The organism is Rhizobium sp. R635, assembly GCF_002211285.1.
Classification (GTDB): Bacteria; Pseudomonadota; Alphaproteobacteria; order Rhizobiales; family Rhizobiaceae; genus Rhizobium.
Genome location: NZ_LOKX01000032.1, coordinates 356,575 through 376,111, shown reverse-complemented (window position 1 = coordinate 376,111; position 19,537 = coordinate 356,575). Strand labels below are relative to the sequence as shown.

Sequence of the window (19,537 nt, the reverse complement as noted above, 5' to 3'; positions counted from 1 at the left end):
TGCCGCAGCACACGGTCCTTGAACGTGTCGCCTCGCAGCCTCTTCGACCGGAGAGCGACAGACCTGCCTCTCCATTCATTTTCTCCATAAGGACCTTTCGATGAAACATATACGCAATCTCCACCTGATGACGGCAAGCGCTGCTTTCCTGACGCTTGCCGGCCCGGCCTTCGCCCTTGACGGCGCCGACATGATGAAGAAGTTCAATGCGGCCACCAGCGCCGGCGGCACGGTCATCACCTTCGAGAAGGCCGAAGTCGACGGCGACACGGTCAAGGCATCGGGCGTCAAGGTCGGATTTGCAAGTGTGCCCGGCAACACGCTCGATATCGGCGACGTCACCTTCGAGGGCGTGAAGGAGACCGACGGCGGCGGCTACTACGCCAAATCGGTCGCCTTCCCCGACGTCGACATGAAGCAGGAAGAGGGGCATTTTACCGCGAAGGACATCCTGATCCAGGGTCTCACCATCCCCGCCAATGCCGGCGGCGCGACGCTGGACGACATGATGCTCTATGAGGTCGTCAGCACCGGCCCGATCGCTCTTAACGTCAAGGGCAAGGACATCGTCTCGATCGAAAGCACCGAGTCCGACCTCGGCCGCGAGGATAGCGGCTTCACCTATGACGCCAACGTCACTGGCCTGAAGATCGATCTCTCGCAGGTCGAGGATGCCGCTTCGAAAGACGCGATCGAGAAGCTGGGCCTGACGACGCTCGACGGCGCCGTCACGATGAAGGGCAGCTGGGAAGTCGAAAGCGGCAAGATCGCGGTCGACGAATATGCCTTCGATTTCGAGAATGTCGGCCGGCTGAACATCGCCGTCGATTTCTCCGGCTACACGCTCGAATTCATCAAGGCGCTGCAGGAAGCGGTGAAGACCGCCGAAGCCAACCCGAACAAGGAAGAGGCAAACCAGGCGATGGGCCTAGCCATGATGGGCATGATGCAGCAGCTGACGTTCAACAGCGCCGAGCTGCGCTTCGACGACGCCTCCATCACCAAGAAGGCGCTCGACTATGCCGGTTCGCAGCAGGGCGTGACGGGAGACGAGCTGGCGCAGTCGCTGAAGGGCCTCGTGCCTGTCATGCTGGCCCAGCTCAAAATGCCGGAACTGCAGAACCAGATCTCGGCCGCCGTCAACACCTATCTCGACGGCCCGAAGAGCCTGACGATCAGCGCCGCGCCTGAAAAGCCGGTGCCCTTCCCGATGATCGTGGGCGCGGCCATGGGTGCGCCGAATACCATTCCGTCCGTGCTCGGCGTCAAGGTGACGGCGAACGACTGAGAAAGCTGCTTTTACAGCGCCGCGTGTCTTTCGGACGCGCGGCGCTCAGTTTTTGGACAAGATCTCCTCCGTCATGCTTGGCCTTGTGCCGAGCATCTGCCTAGGCAATTCCTTGACTGAAAAGCATTGGCTCGACCACGGACTGAACGTCGCTTCTATCGCGCGTTGGGAAGCCGCGTCTCTCCGGCAACGAGCAGGTCGCCGCAGGCGGTGCAATAGAGCTCGTCATGCCAGCCATAATGGGGATCGGTGCAAATCCGGTGTTCCAGCTCCGGAACGCTTTCATAGCCGCGCGTGCGCAGCGCGTGGACGAGCGCTGCGAAGACCGACCCGGCCTCAGGCCAGTCGGCAATGTGCGGCGAGGAGGAATAACGGTTGCCCGCTTGTAACTCCGCCTCGAAAACGGGCTGAAGGTGCATGCAAAAATGCGCTGTCTTCATCTCTTACGACCCGTCACTGCGTCGAAGCCGTCGCCTCAGCGGAAGCGCAGGACGCCATAGTCCTTTTCATCGACGTCGAAAGTTGCCCCGCTCGCGTCGCAGGTCTTCTCGAGGCCGTATAGCTGAACGAGACCTTTTATGGCGTCATGCTGCTCGCGGTAGTCCTCGGATGCGCGCAATTCCTCGAGCGTTCGGCCGCTCCAGGCAATGACCTTTTTCACCGCCTCCTCGTCGACCTTCCAATGGGCGCATGGATTGCCGCGATGATAATCGGCTTCCGCCATCGCCGATGCCGCCCAGAGAGCGCGCGATTCCATGTCTGAGCCGAATGCCGTCGCAAGACCGGTAGTCGTCAGGAAGAATAGGGCAAGCAGGGCTTTACCTGTGTCAATGCTCATGCGCCCTCACCTCCGATGCATCAGGGTGCTATGGCACGACTCCGGAGTTCATACAACTCAATGCGCCTGCCACTACCTTAGGCGGTACGACGTCAATCCGCCCCTCACCCGCTTTTCAATTGCGCCACGGCCAGCAGCGTGTCGGCGCTGATCGAGGCCGAGCCGGTGAGGATGGAAAGCGCCGTCGAGGTGGTGCCGGTGCCGTTCGCCACATCGTACATGGCGGTAAAGCGCTTGATCAGATCCTCGACCTTGTCAGGGTCGGAAAGATCCTTGATGTCGATGAAATTCTCGATCATCTCGGCCTGCTTGTCGACGTCCATGTTCGAGACGTAGCTGGAGAGATTGAAGCTCGTCGTGAAGAACTCGAAGAGCGCGCTGTCGCCCAGAATGTCGTAGGCGCTCGAAATCTCGGGTGCCTTGCGTCCGAAGTAGAGCGCCAGGCGCACGCCGGTATTGCTGTCGCCCTGGTCGTCTTCGAGCGTCAGGCGGACATAGGCGTCGATCGTCTCCAGCACGTCGCCGCGCTGCTGCACCGTCCCGATGGGATCGGCCGAGATATTGCCGTCCTGATCGAAATTGAACGCGCCGACGAGCTCCGCGTAGCGATTGTCGTCAAGCTTGTTGACATAGCTGTCCTCGTCGTCGAGATCGGAGGAAAACATCTTCTCCAACTGGTCCGACGTGACGTCCTCAGGGTCCAGGCCCTTGGCTTCAAGCGCAAAGGCGACCAGCCGGTCGTCGGCGAGAAATTCGCTGACAGAGGTGATCGTCGCCATCTGATCGCGGAAATAGGTGATCTCCTCGTCCGCGGCGTCGGTCGCCTCGGTCAGTTCCTCGCCTTCGAGATATCGGATCTTGTTCTGCTTGTAATAGGCGGCATAGTCGTCGACGACGGATTCCGACATGGCCTGCAGGGGAACGGTCACGTCGCCATCGCTGTCGAAATTGAATGCCTTGCGAAAGGCGACGAGCCGATCATCATCGAGGCTGTTGACATAGCTTTTCGAGTCCAAGGGATCGCTTTCCAGTATTTTCCGGACTTCGCTTTTCGAAACCTCGCCGGAGTCTATGCCAAAAGCGCGCAGCGCCATTTCCCACATTTCCGGAAGGTCGTCGTTGTCGTCATCGTCGTCATCGGCGTTCGACACCAGGAAATCGTCGATCGAGGTGACGCTGGCAATGCGCGTCGTATAGTTGTCGACCGCATCTTCCGTGTCGGTGTTGGCGATTAGCGCCTGGTAGTTTTCATCGAAGGCCGCCGTGGTCGCGGCCGTCTGCTCCGACGTCTGGGCCGTGTCGCCGTCGGCAAGCGCGCCGTCCTCGTCGAAATTGAAGGCGTCGTGCAGGTCGGACAAGCCGATCGCCTCGGCGAGGTCGGCGCTTTTCAGGGCCGCGGAGATGAAGTTATCGGTTTCGCTGTCGGAAAGACCGTAAGCCGTTCTGAGATAGGACACCAGCTTGTCGTCGCTCATCAACTGGTCGACGGAGGTGATGTTTCCGATCTCAGCAGCGAAATAAGTGTCATAAGCCTCCCCGGTCTCGGTGGAAGCGATCGTCGACGAGGCCACCGCATAGGCGCTCGTCACCAGCGAGAGCTGGTCTTCCGACATCACCTCGCCGTCGACCGAGCCGTTCTCGCTGAAGTTGAAGGCCCTCGCCAGGCTGACATAGACATCGTCGTCGAGCTGGTTGACGAAGCTGTCGGCATCGTCGAGATCGCTCGTCAGAACATCCTTCAGAAAGCTGGTCGACGTATATTCGGTGCTGAGGCCGAAAGCCGTCAGCACATAGTTCTTCAGCCACGAACTCGACAGAAGATCGTCGACCGAGGTGATCGACGAGATATTCTCCTCGAAGTAATCGGTCTCATCCTCGATATTCTCGGCCTCGGTATCGAAGGAGCCCTCGTAAGCGTCGAGCAGGCTGTCGCGCTGCACGTCCGATTGCGCCGTCTTCGTTTCGCCGGAGAATTTGAAGGCTGCGGCGAACTCGGCATAGCGGCCGTCACTCAAGCTGTTGGCAAAGCTCGATGAATCGCTGAGGTCACTCTCCAGCACCTTCTTCATGAAGGCCTTGGCATAGGTCATGTCCTCAAGGCCGTAGGCCTTCATCGCGTAGGAATAAAGCTTGTAATCACCCATGAACTCATCGACGGTCGTGACCTTGCCGATGTTTTCCTTGTAATAGGCGCTGTCGCGGGCAACCGTGGCCTGGGACGCGACGCTGGCGAGACTGGCATTCAGATTCCGCGCGACCGCGAGATAGCTTACATAGGTGGAAACCAACGTCTGTCCCTTCCAATAGGCACGGCCGTACCGCGCGAAAGCCTGCCGGCAGCCACGGGTGAGCTTCTGATCTTTGCTGGGATATCGTCGCCGGTCATGGCGAAGCACAGCCACGTACATGCGGCCGAATCGACTTAATGGAACTATATAGTTCTATAAATCATTCAATCGGGAATTGGAAGCTTGAAATGGAGGGTTGCCCTCACCCTAGCCTTTGCCGGGTCGAGCAGCGGGATGACGCGGCAATTGCTGCCGCACCGCTTGACCCGTTTCAAGTGGCCCCCACGCCGGCGGCGAAGACCGCGATACAGTGGCGAAGGTGGGCAAGCATCAGGGCCCGGTCGGGCCAGGCCTGCACGCGGCCTTCCGGCGGGCCCATGCCGCCGAAGATCATGTCCATCAGCATGCGCGCGCCGCTTTCCGGATCATCCAGCGACAGCCTGCCTTCCGCCCGGCGATCGCTCAGCCAGTCGGCGAGATGCTGCCGGCTGGCGAGTATGCCTTCGCGCTGGAGAATATCGATAAGCTCGGGAAACTGTGCGGCTTCGCGAAAGACGAGCTGCAGGAAGCCGGCGCGTTCCGCATCCATCTCCTCGTCCATGTCGATCATGAAGATACGTTCGAGGCTCTCGGCGATCGAGATCTCTTCGGCGGGCCTCGGCAGGTCGAGCATCAGCCGCCGATGCGCGCCGACGACGGCCGCAAACAGCTCTTCCTTGCTCTGAAACAGCTTGTAGAGCGTCTGCTTGGAAACACCCGCCTCCGAAGCGACGACCGCGGTCGTGCTTCCGGCATAACCGTATTTTACGAAAACGCGGCGGGCGACTTCGACGATATGCGTGCGCTTGTCTTCATCGCTGGAGACTTTCGGCCGGCCTCTTTTGCGCGGCTCATCTGCGGGTTCGTCGACGATATCCATGACGATCAGACCGCTTTGCCGAAGCGCATGCCGACGACCCTGAAAAGCAGCCTGTTATTTCTGAGGGATGATTTTTTCGGTTGTGGCATTAGCGATTTCGATTTAGAGAACTCATAAGTTCTGTAATGCGTTGCATCCCCACCCTCTAGCGATGGAGCGCTTATGACGACCATTTCGGCCGCCGCGTCAGTCTCTTCCTATTCCTATAGCAAGAGCTCGACATCCGCATCCCAGGACATGCTATCCTGTAGTACGGTTTCAGCGAAAAAATCAACCACAAGCGGGCAGCTCGACGAAGACACGTCCAGCAGCGCCGACAAACTGATGGCCCAGCTGATGACGCTGGCGATGAACCGCTTCGACCAGTCCGGCTCCGCCGGCGAAGAGGATGGCGGCGAAGGCATGGACGTCTCCGAGCTGGACACCGACGGCGACGGCTATGTGAGCAAGGCCGAGTTCGTCGCAGCCCGGCCGTCCGATGTCAGCGAGGATCAGGCTGGAACGCTTTTCGACAGCTTCGACAGCGAAGGCGCGGGATCATTGTCGGTCGATGAACTCGCCGAGGCCATGTCCGCCCAGCGGCCGGAGCGCCCCGATGGGCCGCCGCCGGGCGACGATGACCAGCTGGCATCCATGCTTTCCGAGCTCGATACCGACGGCGACGGGCTCGTCAGCAAGGCCGAATTCGTCGCAGGCAGGCCGACCGACGTCAGCGAGGACCAGGCCGGAACGCTGTTCGACGGCTTCGACAGCGAGGGCGCCGGTTCGCTGTCGGTCGATGCGCTTGTTGAGGCCATGTCCGCCCAGCAGTCGGAAGGTCCCCAGGGGCCGCCTCCGTCCGAGGACGATGACCAGTTCACCTCCCTGCTTTCCGATCTCGATACGAATGGAGATGGAGTGGTGAGCCTGGAGGAATTCATGGCCGGCAAGCCTGACGATGTCAGCGAAAGCCAGGCGAGCCAGCTCTTCGATCTGCTCGACACCTCAGGCGCCGGCTCATTGTCCGCGCAGTCCGCGGCCTGACGCCGGCAAGACATCGTCGCCGTTGCGGTTTCTGGAGGAACTGCAATGGCGACGGTCTGAAGCGGCCCGGCAGTTGCGCCGGCAGAGCCTTCGGCCGGGCCGCTTCTTATGATTCGAATGGTGCGCGGTATCGGGCGCACGATGTCACACGCTCGGATGAACCGACGCGCCGAGAGCCATCACGGGGTCAGTCCAGACAATCAGATCATCGACCGGTGCCGGCCTTCGCCCGGCGCCCGGCGATGTCTTGCGCCCGCAATCCGGGCCCTGGAAGCCTGTCGTCACATGGCATGTTCCCAAACCTTTGAAGGATCGAGCCATGAGCATTTTTGGAAGCATGAAAACCGCCGTCTCCGGCATGAGCGCGCAGGCAAACCGGCTGAGCACGGTGTCCGACAACATCGCCAATGCCAACACCACCGGCTACAAGGCCGTTTCCACCTCCTTTTCGTCGCTGGTCCTGCCCTCTTCCTCCGGTAATTACAATTCCGGCGGCGTCCAGACATCCGTGCGCCAGGCGATTTCTGAGCAGGGCGACATTTCCTATACGACCTCGGCCTATGATCTCGCGATCTCCGGAGACGGGTTCTTCATCGTCGAAAGCGCCGACGGCACGCCGGTGCTCACCCGCGCCGGCGATTTCTCAGTCGATAGCGACGGCAACCTCGTCAACAGCGCCGGCTACACGCTGATGGGATATTCCTATGATTCAGGCGTGCCGGCGGTCGTCGTCAATGGCTTCGACGGGCTGGTGCCGGTCAACGTCTCCCAATCGGGCCTGAGCGCGATCGCTTCGACCAGCGCCTATTTCAGCGGCAACCTGAATTCCGAGGCGACCGTCGTCACCGATACGACGACGCTGCCGAGCGCCAACACGTCAGGCGTCACCGACGATACGCAGAAGATGTCGCTGGTCGCCTATGACAGCCTCGGCGCCACCGTGCAGTACGACTATTACTTCACCAAGACTGATGTCACGACCGATGCGAGCGGCGCGGTCACCGGCAGCACCTGGGAAGTCGCGGTCTATCGCAATGCCGATGCCGCGACCGGCGGCACGACCTCCTTCCCCTACTCCTCCAGCGCGGTCAGCGTCGCCACACTCTCCTTCGACGCCGACGGCCAGCTGACGTCCGCGACCGACACCGACATCGTCGATCCGGTCACGGCAAAGACGATCACCATGGACTATTCCGACTTCACCCAGCTCGCCTCCGATTTCTCGGCGACGGGCTCGGCCGACGGCCAGGCCGCAAGCGCGGTGAGCTCGGTCTCGATCGGCACGGACGGCGTGGTGTCGGTCTCCTATGCCAACGGCACGACGAAGGCGCTCTACCAGATCCCTCTCGCGACGGTCGCAAGCCCCGACAATCTGACCCTGCTCAGCGGCAACGTCTACACCGCCAACGGCATGTCCGGCGTCACCGTCACCGGCTTTCCGCAGACGAACGGGCTCGGCTCCATCCAGTCCGGCGCGCTCGAAAGCTCGAATGTCGATCTCGCCGGCGAATTGACGGAGATGATCGAGGCGCAACGCAGCTACACCGCCAATTCGAAGGTGTTCCAGACCGGCTCCGACATCATGGATGTCCTCGTCAACCTGAAGCGATAGAAGGAACGCCCGGATGTCGCTCACGTCAGCCTTGAACAGCGTGCAGAGTATTTTCAACAATACCGGCCAGCAGAGCAGCGTCGTCTCGACCAACATCGCCAATGTCGGAAATTCCAACTATGTCAGGCGGGAGGCGTCGATCACGACGTCTCTTTCCGGCGCCCAGGTCGTCAGCATCAGCCGGGCGCAGGAAACTGCGCTGCTCGCCCAGTATCTGCAATCCAACGCCAAGGACAGCGCCCAGCAGACGCTCGTGACCGGTCTCGAAAGCCTGCAGTCGCTGATGGGCGGCAACGACTACGAGACGTCGCCGAGCACCTATCTCGCGGCGTTCCAGGAGGCGCTCCAGACCTACGCGACGTCGCCGAGCAATACGACCGCGGCGCAATCGGCCGTCACCGCCGCGCAGGATCTCGCCAATTCGCTGAATACGGCCAGCGACGGCGTCCAGTCGATCAGGGCCGAGGCCGATGCGGAGATCGCCACACAGGTCTCCTCGCTGAATACGCTGCTGTCGCAGTTCGAGACGGCGAACAATGCCGTCAAGCTCGCGACAGCGACCGGCGCCGATACGTCCTCGGCGCTCGACGAACGGGAGAAGCTCCTGAAGCAGATCTCCTCGATCGTCGGCGTCACCTCCGTCGTGCGCAATAATAACGACATGGCGCTCTACACCTCGGATGGCACCGTGCTGTTCGAGACCATCCCCCGCACCGTCACCTTCTCCGCGACGACAACTTACGTCGCGGGAACCGAGGGGAATTCCATCTATATCGACGGCGTGGCTCTCGACGCCGGCGAGGGATCGACGACGAGCGCCTCCGGCAGCCTGCAGGCGCTGCTGCAGCTGCGCGACGAGATCGCCCCGACCTTCCAGAACCAGCTCGACGAGATCGCCAAATCGCTCGTCCAGGTGTTCTCGGAAAGCGACGGCAGCACGAGCGCGCCGGGGCTCTTCGTCTGGACGACGGCGTCGGGGACGACAGGCGGAACCCCTGCCGCTTCCGACGACGCAACAGGGATCGCCGGCAGCATTTCCGTCAATACAACAGTCGTCACCAGCGAAGGCGGCGACGCGACGAAGCTGCGCGACGGAACGATCAGCGGCATTACCGATCTCAACACCTCGGGCGACAGCGGCTTCTCGGACAATCTCGACGCCCTCTATCAGGCATTGACGGAGCAGCGTTCCTTCTCCGCCGACGCCGGCCTCTCCACGACGCAGAGCCTGACGGACTATGCCAGCGCCTCGATCGGCTGGCTCGAACAATATCGCAGCGATGCGACATCGGCTTCCGAAAACACGGCCGCGGCGCTGTCGCGTTCCGACGAAGCCTATTCCAACGAAACGGGCGTCAACCTCGACGAGGAGCTGACGCTGCTTCTCGACATCGAACAATCCTACAAGGCGGCGACGAAGATCCTGAACGTCATCGACGAGATGTTCCAGTCGCTCCTCGACATAGCGAGCTAATCATGAAAGCCTCTTTTGTCTCATCATCGGCGATGCAGAGCGTTCTCAGGCTCACCATCAGCCAGTCGCAAAACAAGCTGCAGCAGGCTTCGACCGAAGCGACGACGGGAACCTACGCCGATATCGGCGTCTCCCTCGGCGCCGGCGCCGCAAAGTCGATCAATCTCACCAGCGCCATCGCCCAGGCGGACTCGTTCAAGACGAGCAATTCCGTCGTCGCGCTGCGCATGGAAGCATCGCAGACCGCTCTTTCGAGCCTCAAGGATGCCGGCGACAGCCTTGTCACCAACCTGACCGCGCTCCAGGCAAGCCAGGATACGACGAGCATCGCCGTTGCCCTGCAATCGGCCGGCTCCACGATTTCGCAGCTGATCTCGACGGCAAACACATCGGTCAATGGCGAATACCTGTTCGGCGGAACGAACCTCGACAGCCAGCCGCTGACCGATCAATCCACGGCGGTCTCGGATACGATCGTCTCGGCCCTGAACGACTACGCGAGCGGTCTCGGCAAGGACGTCAGCGAGTTGACGGGCGAGGAAATCGGCAGCTTCATCACCGATACGGTCGAGCCGATGTTTTCCGAAAGCAGCTGGACGGACGCTTCGAGCGGCTGGTCGACCGCATCGAGCACCGACATGACGAGCCGGATCAGCGGATCGGAGACCATCACTTCGTCGACCAATGCCAATTCCGAAGGCATGCGTTACCTCGCACTCGCCTCCGTCGTCGTCTCCGCCCTGTTCGGCCAGGATCTCAGCTCAGACGCGCAGAGCACCGTCGCCTCCAAAGCGATCGGTTATGCCGCCCAGGCGACCTCCGGCATCGTGACGCAGCAAAGCCAGCTCGGCCTGTCGCAGGAGCGGCTCGAAAAGGCGAACGACGCCCTCGACGCTCAATCGACCCTGCTCCAGGGAAAGCTCGTCGATCTCCAGGGCGTGGATACCTACGGGGCTTCGACCCTCGTCAACCAGCTGCAGACGCAGTTGGAAACGGCTTACACGCTCGTCTCGAAACTCCAGAGCCTCAGCCTGGTCAACTATCTCTGACGGATTGAAAATGCGCGAACTCAAGCGGTTGCAGATACCGGCCCTGACGCGGGACCCCGGCACGACCTGTTCCGAAATCGTGGCGGAGGCGGCCTTTGCGCTCGCCTCCGGCATCATCGATACGATCCCCTTCATCGGCAGCAAACTCGATGACGGGCAGATGCGGGCCTGGCCGCGATCGGGCGTCTTTACGGATGACGGCGTCGAAATGACGGGCACCCCTCCTGAAATATTCGAGCTTTGCGAGCTCCTGGCAGGCCATATCGAGCGGGGCGCGGCATTCGACGTCTTCGAGGTTTTCCACAAGATTGCGCGGATCGACCGGCTGATCGACTGGAGCCAGGGGGCGGTGCTGTCACCCGAGCCGCATCCGGTAACGCATTGACAGAAGGGGCGAAATAACTTTCCAATGGCGGCACGATCGCGGCAGCGCCGTGAGGGATTATGGCATAGGCTGGTCTCGCATATGGCTTGTCCGTTGCGGCATTCCGGACTTTGCCATAGGGAGAATGAAGGCGGCTACCGAAGTCTGCCGGCAATGGTCTTTGCGAGACCGAGTGTGTTCTTGATGTCGAAGCCGCGCGCGAAGCTACCCTTCTCCGAAGAGACCCTGCAGGCCATGCTCATCCGCGTGCTGCGCCCGCTGGTCAAGCTCGCGCTTGCCTCCGGCTTCAACTTCACCGCCTTTTCGGCCATTCTTCGCCGTCTCTATATCGAGGTCGCCGAGAAGGAATTCGCGCTGCCGAACAAGCAGCAGACGGACAGCCGCATTTCGCTTCTGACAGGCGTCCACCGCAAGGACGTCAACCGGCTGCGCGGGCAGGAGATTTCGGAATCGCTGCTGACCGTCGGCGTTTCGCAGACGAGCCGCATCCTTGCCCGGTGGCTGGCCGACCCGCTCTATTGCGATGCCGAGGACAGGCCGAGCGCCCTGCCCCGCACCACAAGCGACGGCAGCCCGTCCTTCGAGAGCCTGGTGAGCGACATCACCAAGGACGTCCACCCCCGCTCCATCCTGGACGACTGGCTGGACCGAGGCATCGTCGTTCTCGATGAGGAGGGCCGGGTCCGGCTCGACCTCTCATCGATCGTTCCGAATGCCGGCGACGATGCCCGCCGGCATTATTTCACCCGCAACCTTCGCGACCACGTGCAGGCGGCCGTCACCAACCTGCTGAACGACCCTCCGCCCTATTTCGAGCGTGCGGTTCATTATGACGGCATATCTCCGGCGCTCGCCGCCCGGCTCGACGCGCTTGCGCGCGAGGAAAGCATGGCGCTGCTCCTGAAGCTCAACAAGGTCGCCCATCAGGCGATCAAGGACGATCCCGGCGGCAGCAGCCGCTGGATCGCCGGTCTCTATGTCATGACCGAAGAGGTTGAGACGGATTCCCAAGCAGACGCTGCTTCCAAGACGGAGGCGGACGAATGAGCCCGCCGATGATCTCGAGAAGGCAGTTTCTGCTGGCCGGCATAGCGCTTCAGATCCTGAAGCCGGGATCTGCCGCCGCGCAGTCGACCGGCGCTTACGACCACGGGATCGGCGGGTCCGGCACCTCCATCCAGGGCGGCGGGGAGAATGAAGACCACGGTATCGGCGGCACCGGCATCGTCGGCACCATCCAGGGCTTTGGCAGCATCATCGTCAACGGCATCCACATACCGTTCAGCGCGACGACGCCGGTCGAGATCGACGGGCGGCGTGTTCCCGCAAGCGCGATGAAGGTCGGCCATGTCGCGCGCGTGCTGCTGACAGGAAAGCGCGCCGCCCGCATCACGATCGTCAGCGAGGTCCAGGGCCGCATCGACAGGATGGGCAAGACCAGCTTGACCATATTGGCGCAGACGATCGACACGACCGGCGTCGCGACAAAGGGGCTCAGAAAGGGCAAGCATGTCGCCGTCTTCGGCATCCGCAAACCTGACGGCACGATCGTCGCTCGGCGCATCGAGCCCCGCTCCGTTTCCGATGGCGCCCATGTCCGCGGCGTCCCGGTGAAGAGCGGCAAGAGCCTGATGATCGGCCGGCTTTCCTTTGGAAGCACCCATGGATATCTCGCCAACAAACAGACGCTGGTGCGTCTGAAGGCGGTTGCCGACCGATTGATCATTACGCGCATCGAGGCCGAAGCCGTGGTGCCGGGCCTCAAATACGGCATCGTCAACGTCGAGACCTTCCGGCCCACGGACAGGAGCGGGCAAGGCTCTGGAACCGGAGGCGCCTCGCCTTCCGGCTCGATGCCGCCGTCTCCCGATGGTCATGGCTTCTTCGATGTCTCGGTCCGCGATTCGAGCAGGATGACGGGTTTTCAGGGCGGACGCGTTCCTGACGGATTTGGTTCGCGACCGCCGCAAGGCCTACCGGACCGGCCGCCGCCGAATGGTTCGCCCTTCGGTCGAGGTGGACCGGATGGCAGCTTTCCGCCTCCGGACGGGGCTAGCCCGCCACCACCGCCGAGCGCCCCGCCTCCCGGATCACCGTCTCCCGGGTCACCGCCGCCGGCTCCGCCTCCGCGCTGAAACCGCTATCACAAGCGTTGACAAATGGGAAAATTTCCCATTTATTATTCCTGCGACCCCTGCTTCGGGTGATTCCGGGAAGGGTTTGCCGATTGGCTAACGGGTTCCGCCCCATACCCGCTAGCCAATCGTTTGATTTTCAATCGTTCTGAGACTGTCAAACCCATGTTCCTGAGTAATTACAGCAATGGCCCATCCCTCAGCTTCGATGGCGCCATCCAAACCAAGCCGTCATCGCGCAAAAGGAAGCAGGAATTGTTTTTGCTGGAACGTGAAACCGACATGCCGGTGGAAATGGACGAACCGGTCGTCGTCGCAACCTGGGAAAACCGCGCCCAGATCATCGACATCATGGGCAGCGCACGCACCATGAGCCAAGAATTTCAGGATCTCTGGAACACCAGCGGCGGAACGGGCCGGCTCAGCCAGGGCGATACCGACAGGCTGGTCGAACTGCTGCGAGAGATCGGCAATCTCAACGACATGCTGCTGCGATTGGCCTGATAGGCGCCGTCGGCAATTTACAAACCCCGTCCGCCCGGATTTAGGTTCCTGCTTCCAATGCGCCGTGGATTAAAACTCCTCGGCAAAGCCAATTCAGCGTCATGACGAACGAGCCACGCGATCACCGCTTCATCGGCGATTTGCTCAAAATCTCCGAAACAATGTTGGTATCGAAAAAATCAAAGCTCGACGCCCTCATGCGCCTGCCGGCCCTCCTTGTGGACGGCCTCAAGGTCAATATCCGCCCCGCTTTGCTGTGAAAGCCTGGCGTAGAAAGATGATGCCGGCTCATGACCGGCCTCGCGTAAATCACGCGCCCTTGCGCTTCGGACCGAAAGCTGAGGTTCAGCCATACTCATCTCCTCTGCAATCAGATATAGCGCCCTCGCCGCATGCCATACGATGGCAATTGGTGGCTTGATACCACAAACGGCTTCGAGAATTCACCAACCACCCCAATTTTGGACGATTATCCGCAAGCTGGGAAAACCTGCCGAGCTCTGACGTCAGAAGAATTAACCATATCTCAGCGTTCTTCCGAAATAATGCTCTACGTAAATCAGGCCTCTCAACACGCAGGCGCCACAAATTATTCGGAGTCGACCTTGTCTTTTACTATTGCCCGTAGCCTGGTGGCGTTCGGCGTCGCCGTTTCAGCAGGTCTTTTCATGTCGATCGGATTGCAGCAATCGGCGCTCGAACGGCTGAAGGTCAACGGCCCGGTCTACGAGCAGGTCGTCTACGGCAAGGATCTCATCGCCGATATTCTGCCGCCGCCGCTCTTCGTGGTCGAATCCTACATGCTCTCCTTCGAAGCCAGCAAGTTTCCCGAACTCAGCGAAACCAACCTGGCGAAGATCGCAAATCTGAAGGCCGCTTACGACGACCGTCGCGCCTATTGGAAAACCACCCGGCTGCCGCAGGCTTTGAAGGACGAACTCGAAAACGACGTGCTGGCCAAGGGTGACGCATTCTGGGACGTGATGAACCGCGAGATCATCCCGGCGCTGAATGCAAAGGATGAAGACAAGGCGCACGGTGCAATCGAGCAATTGCGCGTCGCCTTCCATGCGCACCAGGATGCCGTGGAGAAACTCGTCGCCAATTCCGACGCCTTCCTGAAGGGCGAGGAAAAGAACGCAGCCTCGGAAATCGTGACTTGGACGATCTATGCGGGTGCGGCCGGCTTCGGCTCCTTCGCGCTGCTGCTGGTGGGGCTCTATCTCCTGCGCCGCCGCGCAATCGTGCCGCTCGACGGTATGAAGGCCTATATGGGCAATCTCGCCGAGGGCGATTTTTCGACCGAAGTTCCCTATGCCAACCGTTCCGACGAAATCGGCGCCATGTCCAAGGCGGTCGCGGTCTTCCGCCGCAATGCGCTGGAACGCCAGGACGCGCAGAAGCGTGAAACGGCGCTTCGCAATGCCGAATTCGAGCGCGAGCGCAGCCAGATGGCCGAAAAGGCGGCCGAGGAGCAGACACGCGAAACCGTTATCGACGAGCTGACATACGGCCTGGACCAGCTGTCGCACGGCAATCTCGATTGCCGGATCACGACACCCTTTGCCGCCGCCTACGAGACCCTGCGCGCGAAGTTCAACGACAGCATGAACGCGCTTTCCGCCTCGATGGCCGAGATCGCCAATACCTCCAGGCAGGTCGGCACTTCCTCGACCGGCATCACCAATGCGGCCGATAGCCTCGCCTCGCGCACCGAGCAGCAGGCAGCGATGCTCGAAGAGGCCACCGCTGCGCTGAAGGAGATGAACGCCAAGACCAAGGACGCCTCGCACCATGCCGGCAGGGCGACCGGGATGATGGCCGAGACCCGCAGCAGCGCCGAACATTCGGCCGCCGTCGTTCGCGATGCGATCGCCGCCATGGAGAGGATCGAAGGCTCGTCCGCCCAGATCGGCGAAATCGTCAACGTCATCGATGAAATCGCCTTCCAGACCAATCTCCTGGCGCTGAATGCCGGCGTCGAAGCCGCCCGCGCCGGCGAGGCCGGCAAGGGTTTTGCAGTCGTCGCACAGGAAGTCCGCGAACTCGCCCTGCGCTCGGCCAATGCCGCCAAGGAAATCCGGGCGCTGATATCAACCTCCTCGACCCAGGTGTCCACCGGGGTGGAGCTCGTCAACCGCACCGGCAAGGCGCTTCTGGAGATCGAAGGCCAGGTCGAACAGGTGTCCAGCCTCATCGCCCGCATCGTTTCCGTCTCCTCCGAGCAGGCCGTAGCGATCGGCGAGATCAATGCCTCCGTCAGCGCGCTCGATGAGGTCACCCAACGCAACGCCGCCATGGCCGTGGAAACCGTCTCCGCCTGCCGCGCGCTCGGCGGTCAGACGCAGACGCTGGAAGGGGTGGTCGGCCGTTTTCAGATCGATGCGCCGGTCAGCGGATCAAAATCGCAAAGAGCTGCCTGATGGCGGTTGCGGCGTGACGGATTCACGCCGCGGACGAACCTTATCGAGCCTGCGGCGTTTCACGGCAATGGAAATCATGATCGTGACACCCGCAGCTTCGCTGCACCAGCCTCCCGCGGCAACGATCTCCGAAGCCGCGGGGATTTGATGCCGACTTCCGCCAACACGAAACGCCTCACGTCGATCGAGCGCGAAAGAATCCAGCGCGCCGTCCGCATCGCCCGGCTGATGGACACGGCGGTCAGGCTGCCCGTCGTCGGCGTGCGGATCGGCGCGGATTCCGTGCTCGGCCTCCTTCCCGCCGTCGGCGACGTCGCCACCTCGCTCATCGGTCTCTACATCCTCAATGAAGCCAGGCGTCTCGGCGTTCCCAATCACAAGCTCGCGCGCATGGCCGTCAATCTCGGCATCGATGCGGCCGGCGGGACGGTTCCGCTGATCGGCGATGTCTTCGACGTCTATTTCAAGTCACATCGCCGCAACGTCGGCATCATCCTCGAACACTTCGGCATCAGCGAAGACGAATTGGACCGGCGCGCAGCTAGAGGCTCCGTCTAGAGCGGTTCAGCTTTTCACGGAAGCGCAGAACCGCTCTAACCTTTTGGATTTACGCAATTCCGGACGGAAAACCGCTTCGCACTTTTCCTGGAATTGCTCTAAAGCTCGGTCAAAGCGCCGGCCGTCTTTACTGCGTGATCAAGAACGAATTGCAGCTTGGCGGCGTGGCCGAAACCCGGCTCATCCGCCTGCCCTTCTCGCACGGCATTTGCAAATCGCTGGAAATTAGTGATGACCGGTTCGACCTCGATCTTGCGCCAGATTGCCTTGTCGGCGTCGGCGCCTTCGCAGGTCCTGAGTGTCGAACCCTCGGGCGTATGCACCACCTCCAGCGCACCCTTGTCTCCATGCAGGCGCAGGCGCAATTCGTTCAGATGACCGGTCGCCCAGCGCGTGGCATGGATGACACCAGCCGCGCCGTTTTCCAGCTCGGCCATCATCAGGAAACTGTCATTCGCATCGAGGTCGTATTCCCCGATCCGGTTCCCGGGGCTTTTGTCGAAAACCTTGAGATGCGACGCCGCCGCCTTGACGTCGCTGCCTGCGGCAAAGACCGCGAAGTCGAGAATGTGGATACCGACATCGCCCAGCACGCCATTGGAACCGTGCTTCGTCGACAGGCGCCAAAGCCATTGCGACTCTTTGGTCCAATCGCCCCAGGCCTTGGAGACCAGCCAGCTTTGCAGATACGAGGCTTCGAAATGGCGGATCGCACCAAGACGGCCGTCCAGCACCATTTTTCGCGCTGCCTGAAGCGGCGCCACGTTGCGATAGGTCAGGTTCACCATCGTGACCTTACCGGATGCCGCCGCGGCGTCGGCCATCTCCTTGGCCTCGCGATAATTGACCGCAAGCGGCTTCTCGCAGAGGACATGCTTGCCGGCGCCGAGTATCTTCATCGTCGTGGAATAATGCGCGCGATCCGGCGTGACATTGGTCACGGCGTCAAACTCCCCCCAGGCAAGGGCGTCATCGAGCGATGTGAAGGTGAGCGGGATGCCATGCCTGAGCGCGAAGGCCCGCAGCCGGACCTCGTCCGTATCGACGGCGGCAACAATTTTGACGCCGGCGATTTCCGAGAAATTCATGGCATGGGTATTTGCCCATCCTCCGGTTCCGAGAATGATCAAGCGCATTTCTGTCCTCATGGTCGTTTATCGAATTCAGCGGTAACCGGCTTCGCCGGCCTGGTGCAGTTTCGGGCCGCGTTCGACGATCGGCTCCAGTGCCTTCTCTACCGGCACATTTGGAGCGTCGGTAATACCAGTCAACGCGCCTTGCGGGTTATAGGCCCACTTGACGCCGTTGATCAGCACCTTCTGCACCGTGGCATCGTGATAGGTCGGATAGGTCTCGTGGCCGGGGCGGAAATAGAAGATGTTGCCGGCGCCGCGCCGCCAGGTCAGGCCCGAGCGGAACACTTCCCCGCCCTGGAACCAGGAGATGAACACCGTTTCGAGCGGCTCCGGCACGGAGAACTGCTCGCCATACATTTCCTCGTTCTCGAGTTCGAAATGCTCGCCGATGCCGGCGGCGATCGGATGGCGCGGATTGATGGTCCACAGCCGCTCGCGCTCACCCGCCTCGCGCCATTTCAGCGCGCAGGGCGTGCCCATCAGCCGCTTGAAGATCTTGGAGAAATGGCCGGAATGCAGAACGAGAAGGCCCATGCCCTCCCAGACGCGCTTGGCGACGCGCTCGACGACGACATCGGACACGGCACCATGATCCTTATGGCCCCACCAGGTCAGCACGTCGGTTTCGGCAAGGCGGACCTCGCTCAGCCCATGCTCCGGCTCCTGCAGCGTCGCGGTGGTCGCGGAGATGGCGGGATCGGTATTCAGCGCGTTGGCGATCGTCGTGTGCATGCCTTCGGGATAGATGCCCCGGACGATCTCATTGATATTTTCGTGGATGTTTTCACCCCAGACGATGGTGCGAATGGTCACGTCGTTCACTCCTGGCAGTTAGATGGATCGGGTCTTGTGAGGAATACGATCTTGGGAAGATCAGGCGGCCTGCATCGTTGTCCGCTCCAGCGCCCGGCCGGACCCGTCGAAACGGTGGACATGGCCGGCAAGCGGCGCAAGGCCAAGCGCCTGCCCCGGCTCGTGACGGGAGACGCCCGTCTCCCGCACGATGAGCGGCTCATCCGCCCCGATGTCCACATAGACGAAGCTGTCGGAGCCGAGGATTTCCGAATGGATGACCGTGCCACTCCAAACCGGCGCTTCGGCCGTGATGCGAACATGCTCCGCGCGCACACCGATCGTATGGCTGTCATAGGGCTGCGCCAGCCCGCCGGACAGGAAATTCATTTTCGGCGAACCGATGAAGCCGGCGACGAAGAGCGAATTCGGGCTTTCGTAAAGTTCCAGCGGCGTGCCGATCTGCTCGACGACGCCGTCTCTCAGCACGCAGATCCGATCGGCCAGCGTCATGGCCTCGACCTGATCATGCGTCACATAGATCATCGTCGTGCCGTGCATGCTGCGATGAAGCTTCGCGATCTCGAGCCGCGTCGCGACGCGAAGCGCCGCATCGAGGTTGGAAAGCGGCTCGTCGAAGAGAAAGACCTTAGGATCGCGCACGATCGCCCGGCCGATGGCGACGCGCTGACGCTGACCGCCGGAAAGCTGTCGCGGCAGACGGTCCAGGTAGGGTGAGAGCTGCAGCATGCCGGCGGCCTGTTCGACGCGCCGGCGGCATTCGTCTCTGTTGCTCCCGGAAAGCTTCATGCCGAAAGCCATATTGTCGAACACCGTCATATGCGGGTAGAGCGCATAGGACTGGAACACCATGGCGATCCCTCTCTTGGAAGGCGCGTACCGGTTCACGGTCTCATTGTCGAAGGAGAGGTTTCCCGAGGTAATGTCCTCGAGGCCAGAGATAAGCCGCAGCAGCGTGGACTTGCCGCATCCCGAAGGCCCGACGAACACCATGAACTCGCCTCGGCGGATGTCCATCGTTACGCCCTTGATCACCTCGAAAGCGCCGAAGCTCTTGCGGATATTTTCCAGTCGGATTTCTGCCATGTCCTA

At 61.3% G+C, this 19,537-nt stretch carries 19 protein-coding genes; 12 read left to right on the top strand and 7 right to left on the bottom strand.

All coding sequences use genetic code 11. From position 1 onward, the window contains the following. The first annotated feature begins 100 nt into the window (after positions 1-100). Positions 101-1,288, top strand: a complete 1,188-nt coding sequence (locus tag ATY78_RS21240) for a hypothetical protein (RefSeq protein WP_088684264.1) — start codon at positions 101-103, stop codon at positions 1,286-1,288. Positions 1,289-1,443: 155 nt separating this feature from the next. On the opposite strand, the gene ATY78_RS21235 is transcribed toward ATY78_RS21240, so the two are convergent. The 4 genes from ATY78_RS21235 to ATY78_RS21220 all read right to left on the bottom strand — a co-directional run bounded on the left by ATY78_RS21235 (position 1,444) and on the right by ATY78_RS21220 (position 5,333). Continuing rightward, positions 1,444-1,707, bottom strand: coding sequence for a hypothetical protein (locus ATY78_RS21235; RefSeq protein WP_210191811.1), 264 nt, complete (start codon positions 1,705-1,707; stop codon positions 1,444-1,446). A 56-nt stretch (positions 1,708-1,763) separates the two neighbouring features. Next, entirely contained in the window at positions 1,764-2,126 is a 363-nt protein-coding gene (locus tag ATY78_RS21230) for a hypothetical protein (protein ID WP_245313611.1), read from the bottom strand. A 104-nt stretch (positions 2,127-2,230) separates the two neighbouring features. Further along, entirely contained in the window at positions 2,231-4,414 is a 2,184-nt protein-coding gene (locus tag ATY78_RS21225) for a DUF1217 domain-containing protein (RefSeq protein ID WP_088684262.1), read from the bottom strand. A 271-nt stretch (positions 4,415-4,685) separates the two neighbouring features. After that, positions 4,686-5,333 (bottom strand): TetR/AcrR family transcriptional regulator, encoded by a 648-nt coding sequence (locus tag ATY78_RS21220; RefSeq protein ID WP_088684261.1) that lies wholly within the window; start codon positions 5,331-5,333, stop codon positions 4,686-4,688. A 162-nt stretch (positions 5,334-5,495) separates the two neighbouring features. Here ATY78_RS21220 and ATY78_RS21215 point away from each other — a divergent pair, with 162 nt between their 5' ends. The 11 genes from ATY78_RS21215 (at position 5,496) to ATY78_RS21170 (ending at position 16,496) form a co-directional block, all read left to right on the top strand. Continuing rightward, on the top strand, positions 5,496-6,356 hold the full coding sequence (locus ATY78_RS21215; protein ID WP_088684260.1) for an EF-hand domain-containing protein: 861 nt from the start codon (positions 5,496-5,498) through the stop codon (positions 6,354-6,356). Positions 6,357-6,675: 319 nt separating this feature from the next. Then, positions 6,676-7,968, top strand: coding sequence for a flagellar hook protein FlgE (locus tag ATY78_RS21210; protein ID WP_088684259.1), 1,293 nt, complete (start codon positions 6,676-6,678; stop codon positions 7,966-7,968). 13 nt (positions 7,969-7,981) lie between these two features. Next, complete coding sequence (flgK, locus tag ATY78_RS21205) at positions 7,982-9,442, top strand: flagellar hook-associated protein FlgK (protein WP_088684258.1); 1,461 nt, start codon at positions 7,982-7,984, stop codon at positions 9,440-9,442. Positions 9,443-9,444: 2 nt separating this feature from the next. Next, positions 9,445-10,491 (top strand): flagellar hook-associated family protein, encoded by a 1,047-nt coding sequence (locus tag ATY78_RS21200; RefSeq protein ID WP_088684257.1) that lies wholly within the window; start codon positions 9,445-9,447, stop codon positions 10,489-10,491. A 10-nt stretch (positions 10,492-10,501) separates the two neighbouring features. Beyond that, positions 10,502-10,876, top strand: coding sequence for a hypothetical protein (locus tag ATY78_RS21195; RefSeq protein WP_088684256.1), 375 nt, complete (start codon positions 10,502-10,504; stop codon positions 10,874-10,876). A 153-nt stretch (positions 10,877-11,029) separates the two neighbouring features. Beyond that, complete coding sequence (locus tag ATY78_RS21190; RefSeq protein WP_088684255.1) at positions 11,030-11,923, top strand: DUF6502 family protein; 894 nt, start codon at positions 11,030-11,032, stop codon at positions 11,921-11,923. After that, on the top strand, positions 11,920-13,011 hold the full coding sequence (locus ATY78_RS21185; RefSeq protein WP_088684254.1) for a DUF5666 domain-containing protein: 1,092 nt from the start codon (positions 11,920-11,922) through the stop codon (positions 13,009-13,011). The genes ATY78_RS21190 and ATY78_RS21185 overlap by 4 nt, the downstream gene beginning before the upstream one ends. Before the next feature lie 255 nt (positions 13,012-13,266). Further along, positions 13,267-13,515, top strand: a complete 249-nt coding sequence (locus tag ATY78_RS21180) for a hypothetical protein (protein ID WP_088684300.1) — start codon at positions 13,267-13,269, stop codon at positions 13,513-13,515. 101 nt (positions 13,516-13,616) lie between these two features. Further along, positions 13,617-13,775, top strand: coding sequence for a hypothetical protein (locus ATY78_RS28630; protein ID WP_190237500.1), 159 nt, complete (start codon positions 13,617-13,619; stop codon positions 13,773-13,775). A 345-nt stretch (positions 13,776-14,120) separates the two neighbouring features. Beyond that, positions 14,121-15,938: a HAMP domain-containing methyl-accepting chemotaxis protein gene (locus ATY78_RS21175; protein WP_088684299.1), complete on the top strand. Its 1,818-nt coding sequence runs from the start codon at positions 14,121-14,123 to the stop codon at positions 15,936-15,938. Between the two features lie 147 nt (positions 15,939-16,085). Continuing rightward, entirely contained in the window at positions 16,086-16,496 is a 411-nt protein-coding gene (locus tag ATY78_RS21170) for a DUF4112 domain-containing protein (protein ID WP_088684253.1), read from the top strand. A 98-nt stretch (positions 16,497-16,594) separates the two neighbouring features. On the opposite strand, the gene ATY78_RS21165 is transcribed toward ATY78_RS21170, so the two are convergent. Genes ATY78_RS21165 through ATY78_RS21155 form a run of 3 tightly spaced genes read right to left on the bottom strand, consistent with a single transcriptional unit; the run spans position 16,595 to position 19,531 of the window. Further along, the gene (locus ATY78_RS21165) at positions 16,595-17,632 is read right to left on the bottom strand and encodes a Gfo/Idh/MocA family oxidoreductase (protein WP_088684252.1); all 1,038 of its coding nucleotides are present in this window, start codon (positions 17,630-17,632) and stop codon (positions 16,595-16,597) included. 27 nt (positions 17,633-17,659) lie between these two features. Beyond that, the gene (locus ATY78_RS21160; protein ID WP_088684251.1) at positions 17,660-18,445 is read right to left on the bottom strand and encodes a ThuA domain-containing protein; all 786 of its coding nucleotides are present in this window, start codon (positions 18,443-18,445) and stop codon (positions 17,660-17,662) included. Between the two features lie 60 nt (positions 18,446-18,505). After that, positions 18,506-19,531, bottom strand: a complete 1,026-nt coding sequence (locus ATY78_RS21155) for an ABC transporter ATP-binding protein (protein ID WP_088684250.1) — start codon at positions 19,529-19,531, stop codon at positions 18,506-18,508. Positions 19,532-19,537 lie beyond the last annotated feature (6 nt).

Excerpts from the sequence above, each read along its gene's own strand:
- flgK (WP_088684258.1), top strand. The coding sequence starts at position 7,982 with ATGTCGCTCACGTCAGCCTTGAACAGCGTGCAGAGTATTTTCAACAAT.
- ATY78_RS21215 (WP_088684260.1), top strand. The coding sequence starts at position 5,496 with ATGACGACCATTTCGGCCGCCGCGTCAGTCTCTTCCTATTCCTATAGC.
- ATY78_RS21185 (WP_088684254.1), top strand. The coding sequence starts at position 11,920 with ATGAGCCCGCCGATGATCTCGAGAAGGCAGTTTCTGCTGGCCGGCATA.
- ATY78_RS21210 (WP_088684259.1), top strand. The coding sequence starts at position 6,676 with ATGAGCATTTTTGGAAGCATGAAAACCGCCGTCTCCGGCATGAGCGCG.
- ATY78_RS21190 (WP_088684255.1), top strand. The coding sequence starts at position 11,030 with ATGGTCTTTGCGAGACCGAGTGTGTTCTTGATGTCGAAGCCGCGCGCG.
- ATY78_RS21155 (WP_088684250.1), bottom strand. The coding sequence starts at position 19,531 with ATGGCAGAAATCCGACTGGAAAATATCCGCAAGAGCTTCGGCGCTTTC.
- ATY78_RS21195 (WP_088684256.1), top strand. The coding sequence starts at position 10,502 with ATGCGCGAACTCAAGCGGTTGCAGATACCGGCCCTGACGCGGGACCCC.
- ATY78_RS21235 (WP_210191811.1), bottom strand. The coding sequence starts at position 1,707 with ATGCACCTTCAGCCCGTTTTCGAGGCGGAGTTACAAGCGGGCAACCGT.
- ATY78_RS21165 (WP_088684252.1), bottom strand. The coding sequence starts at position 17,632 with ATGCGCTTGATCATTCTCGGAACCGGAGGATGGGCAAATACCCATGCC.
- ATY78_RS21240 (WP_088684264.1), top strand. The coding sequence starts at position 101 with ATGAAACATATACGCAATCTCCACCTGATGACGGCAAGCGCTGCTTTC.
- ATY78_RS21200 (WP_088684257.1), top strand. The coding sequence starts at position 9,445 with ATGAAAGCCTCTTTTGTCTCATCATCGGCGATGCAGAGCGTTCTCAGG.
- ATY78_RS21170 (WP_088684253.1), top strand. The coding sequence starts at position 16,086 with ATGCCGACTTCCGCCAACACGAAACGCCTCACGTCGATCGAGCGCGAA.
- ATY78_RS21220 (WP_088684261.1), bottom strand. The coding sequence starts at position 5,333 with ATGGATATCGTCGACGAACCCGCAGATGAGCCGCGCAAAAGAGGCCGG.
- ATY78_RS28630 (WP_190237500.1), top strand. The coding sequence starts at position 13,617 with ATGACGAACGAGCCACGCGATCACCGCTTCATCGGCGATTTGCTCAAA.
- ATY78_RS21230 (WP_245313611.1), bottom strand. The coding sequence starts at position 2,126 with ATGAGCATTGACACAGGTAAAGCCCTGCTTGCCCTATTCTTCCTGACG.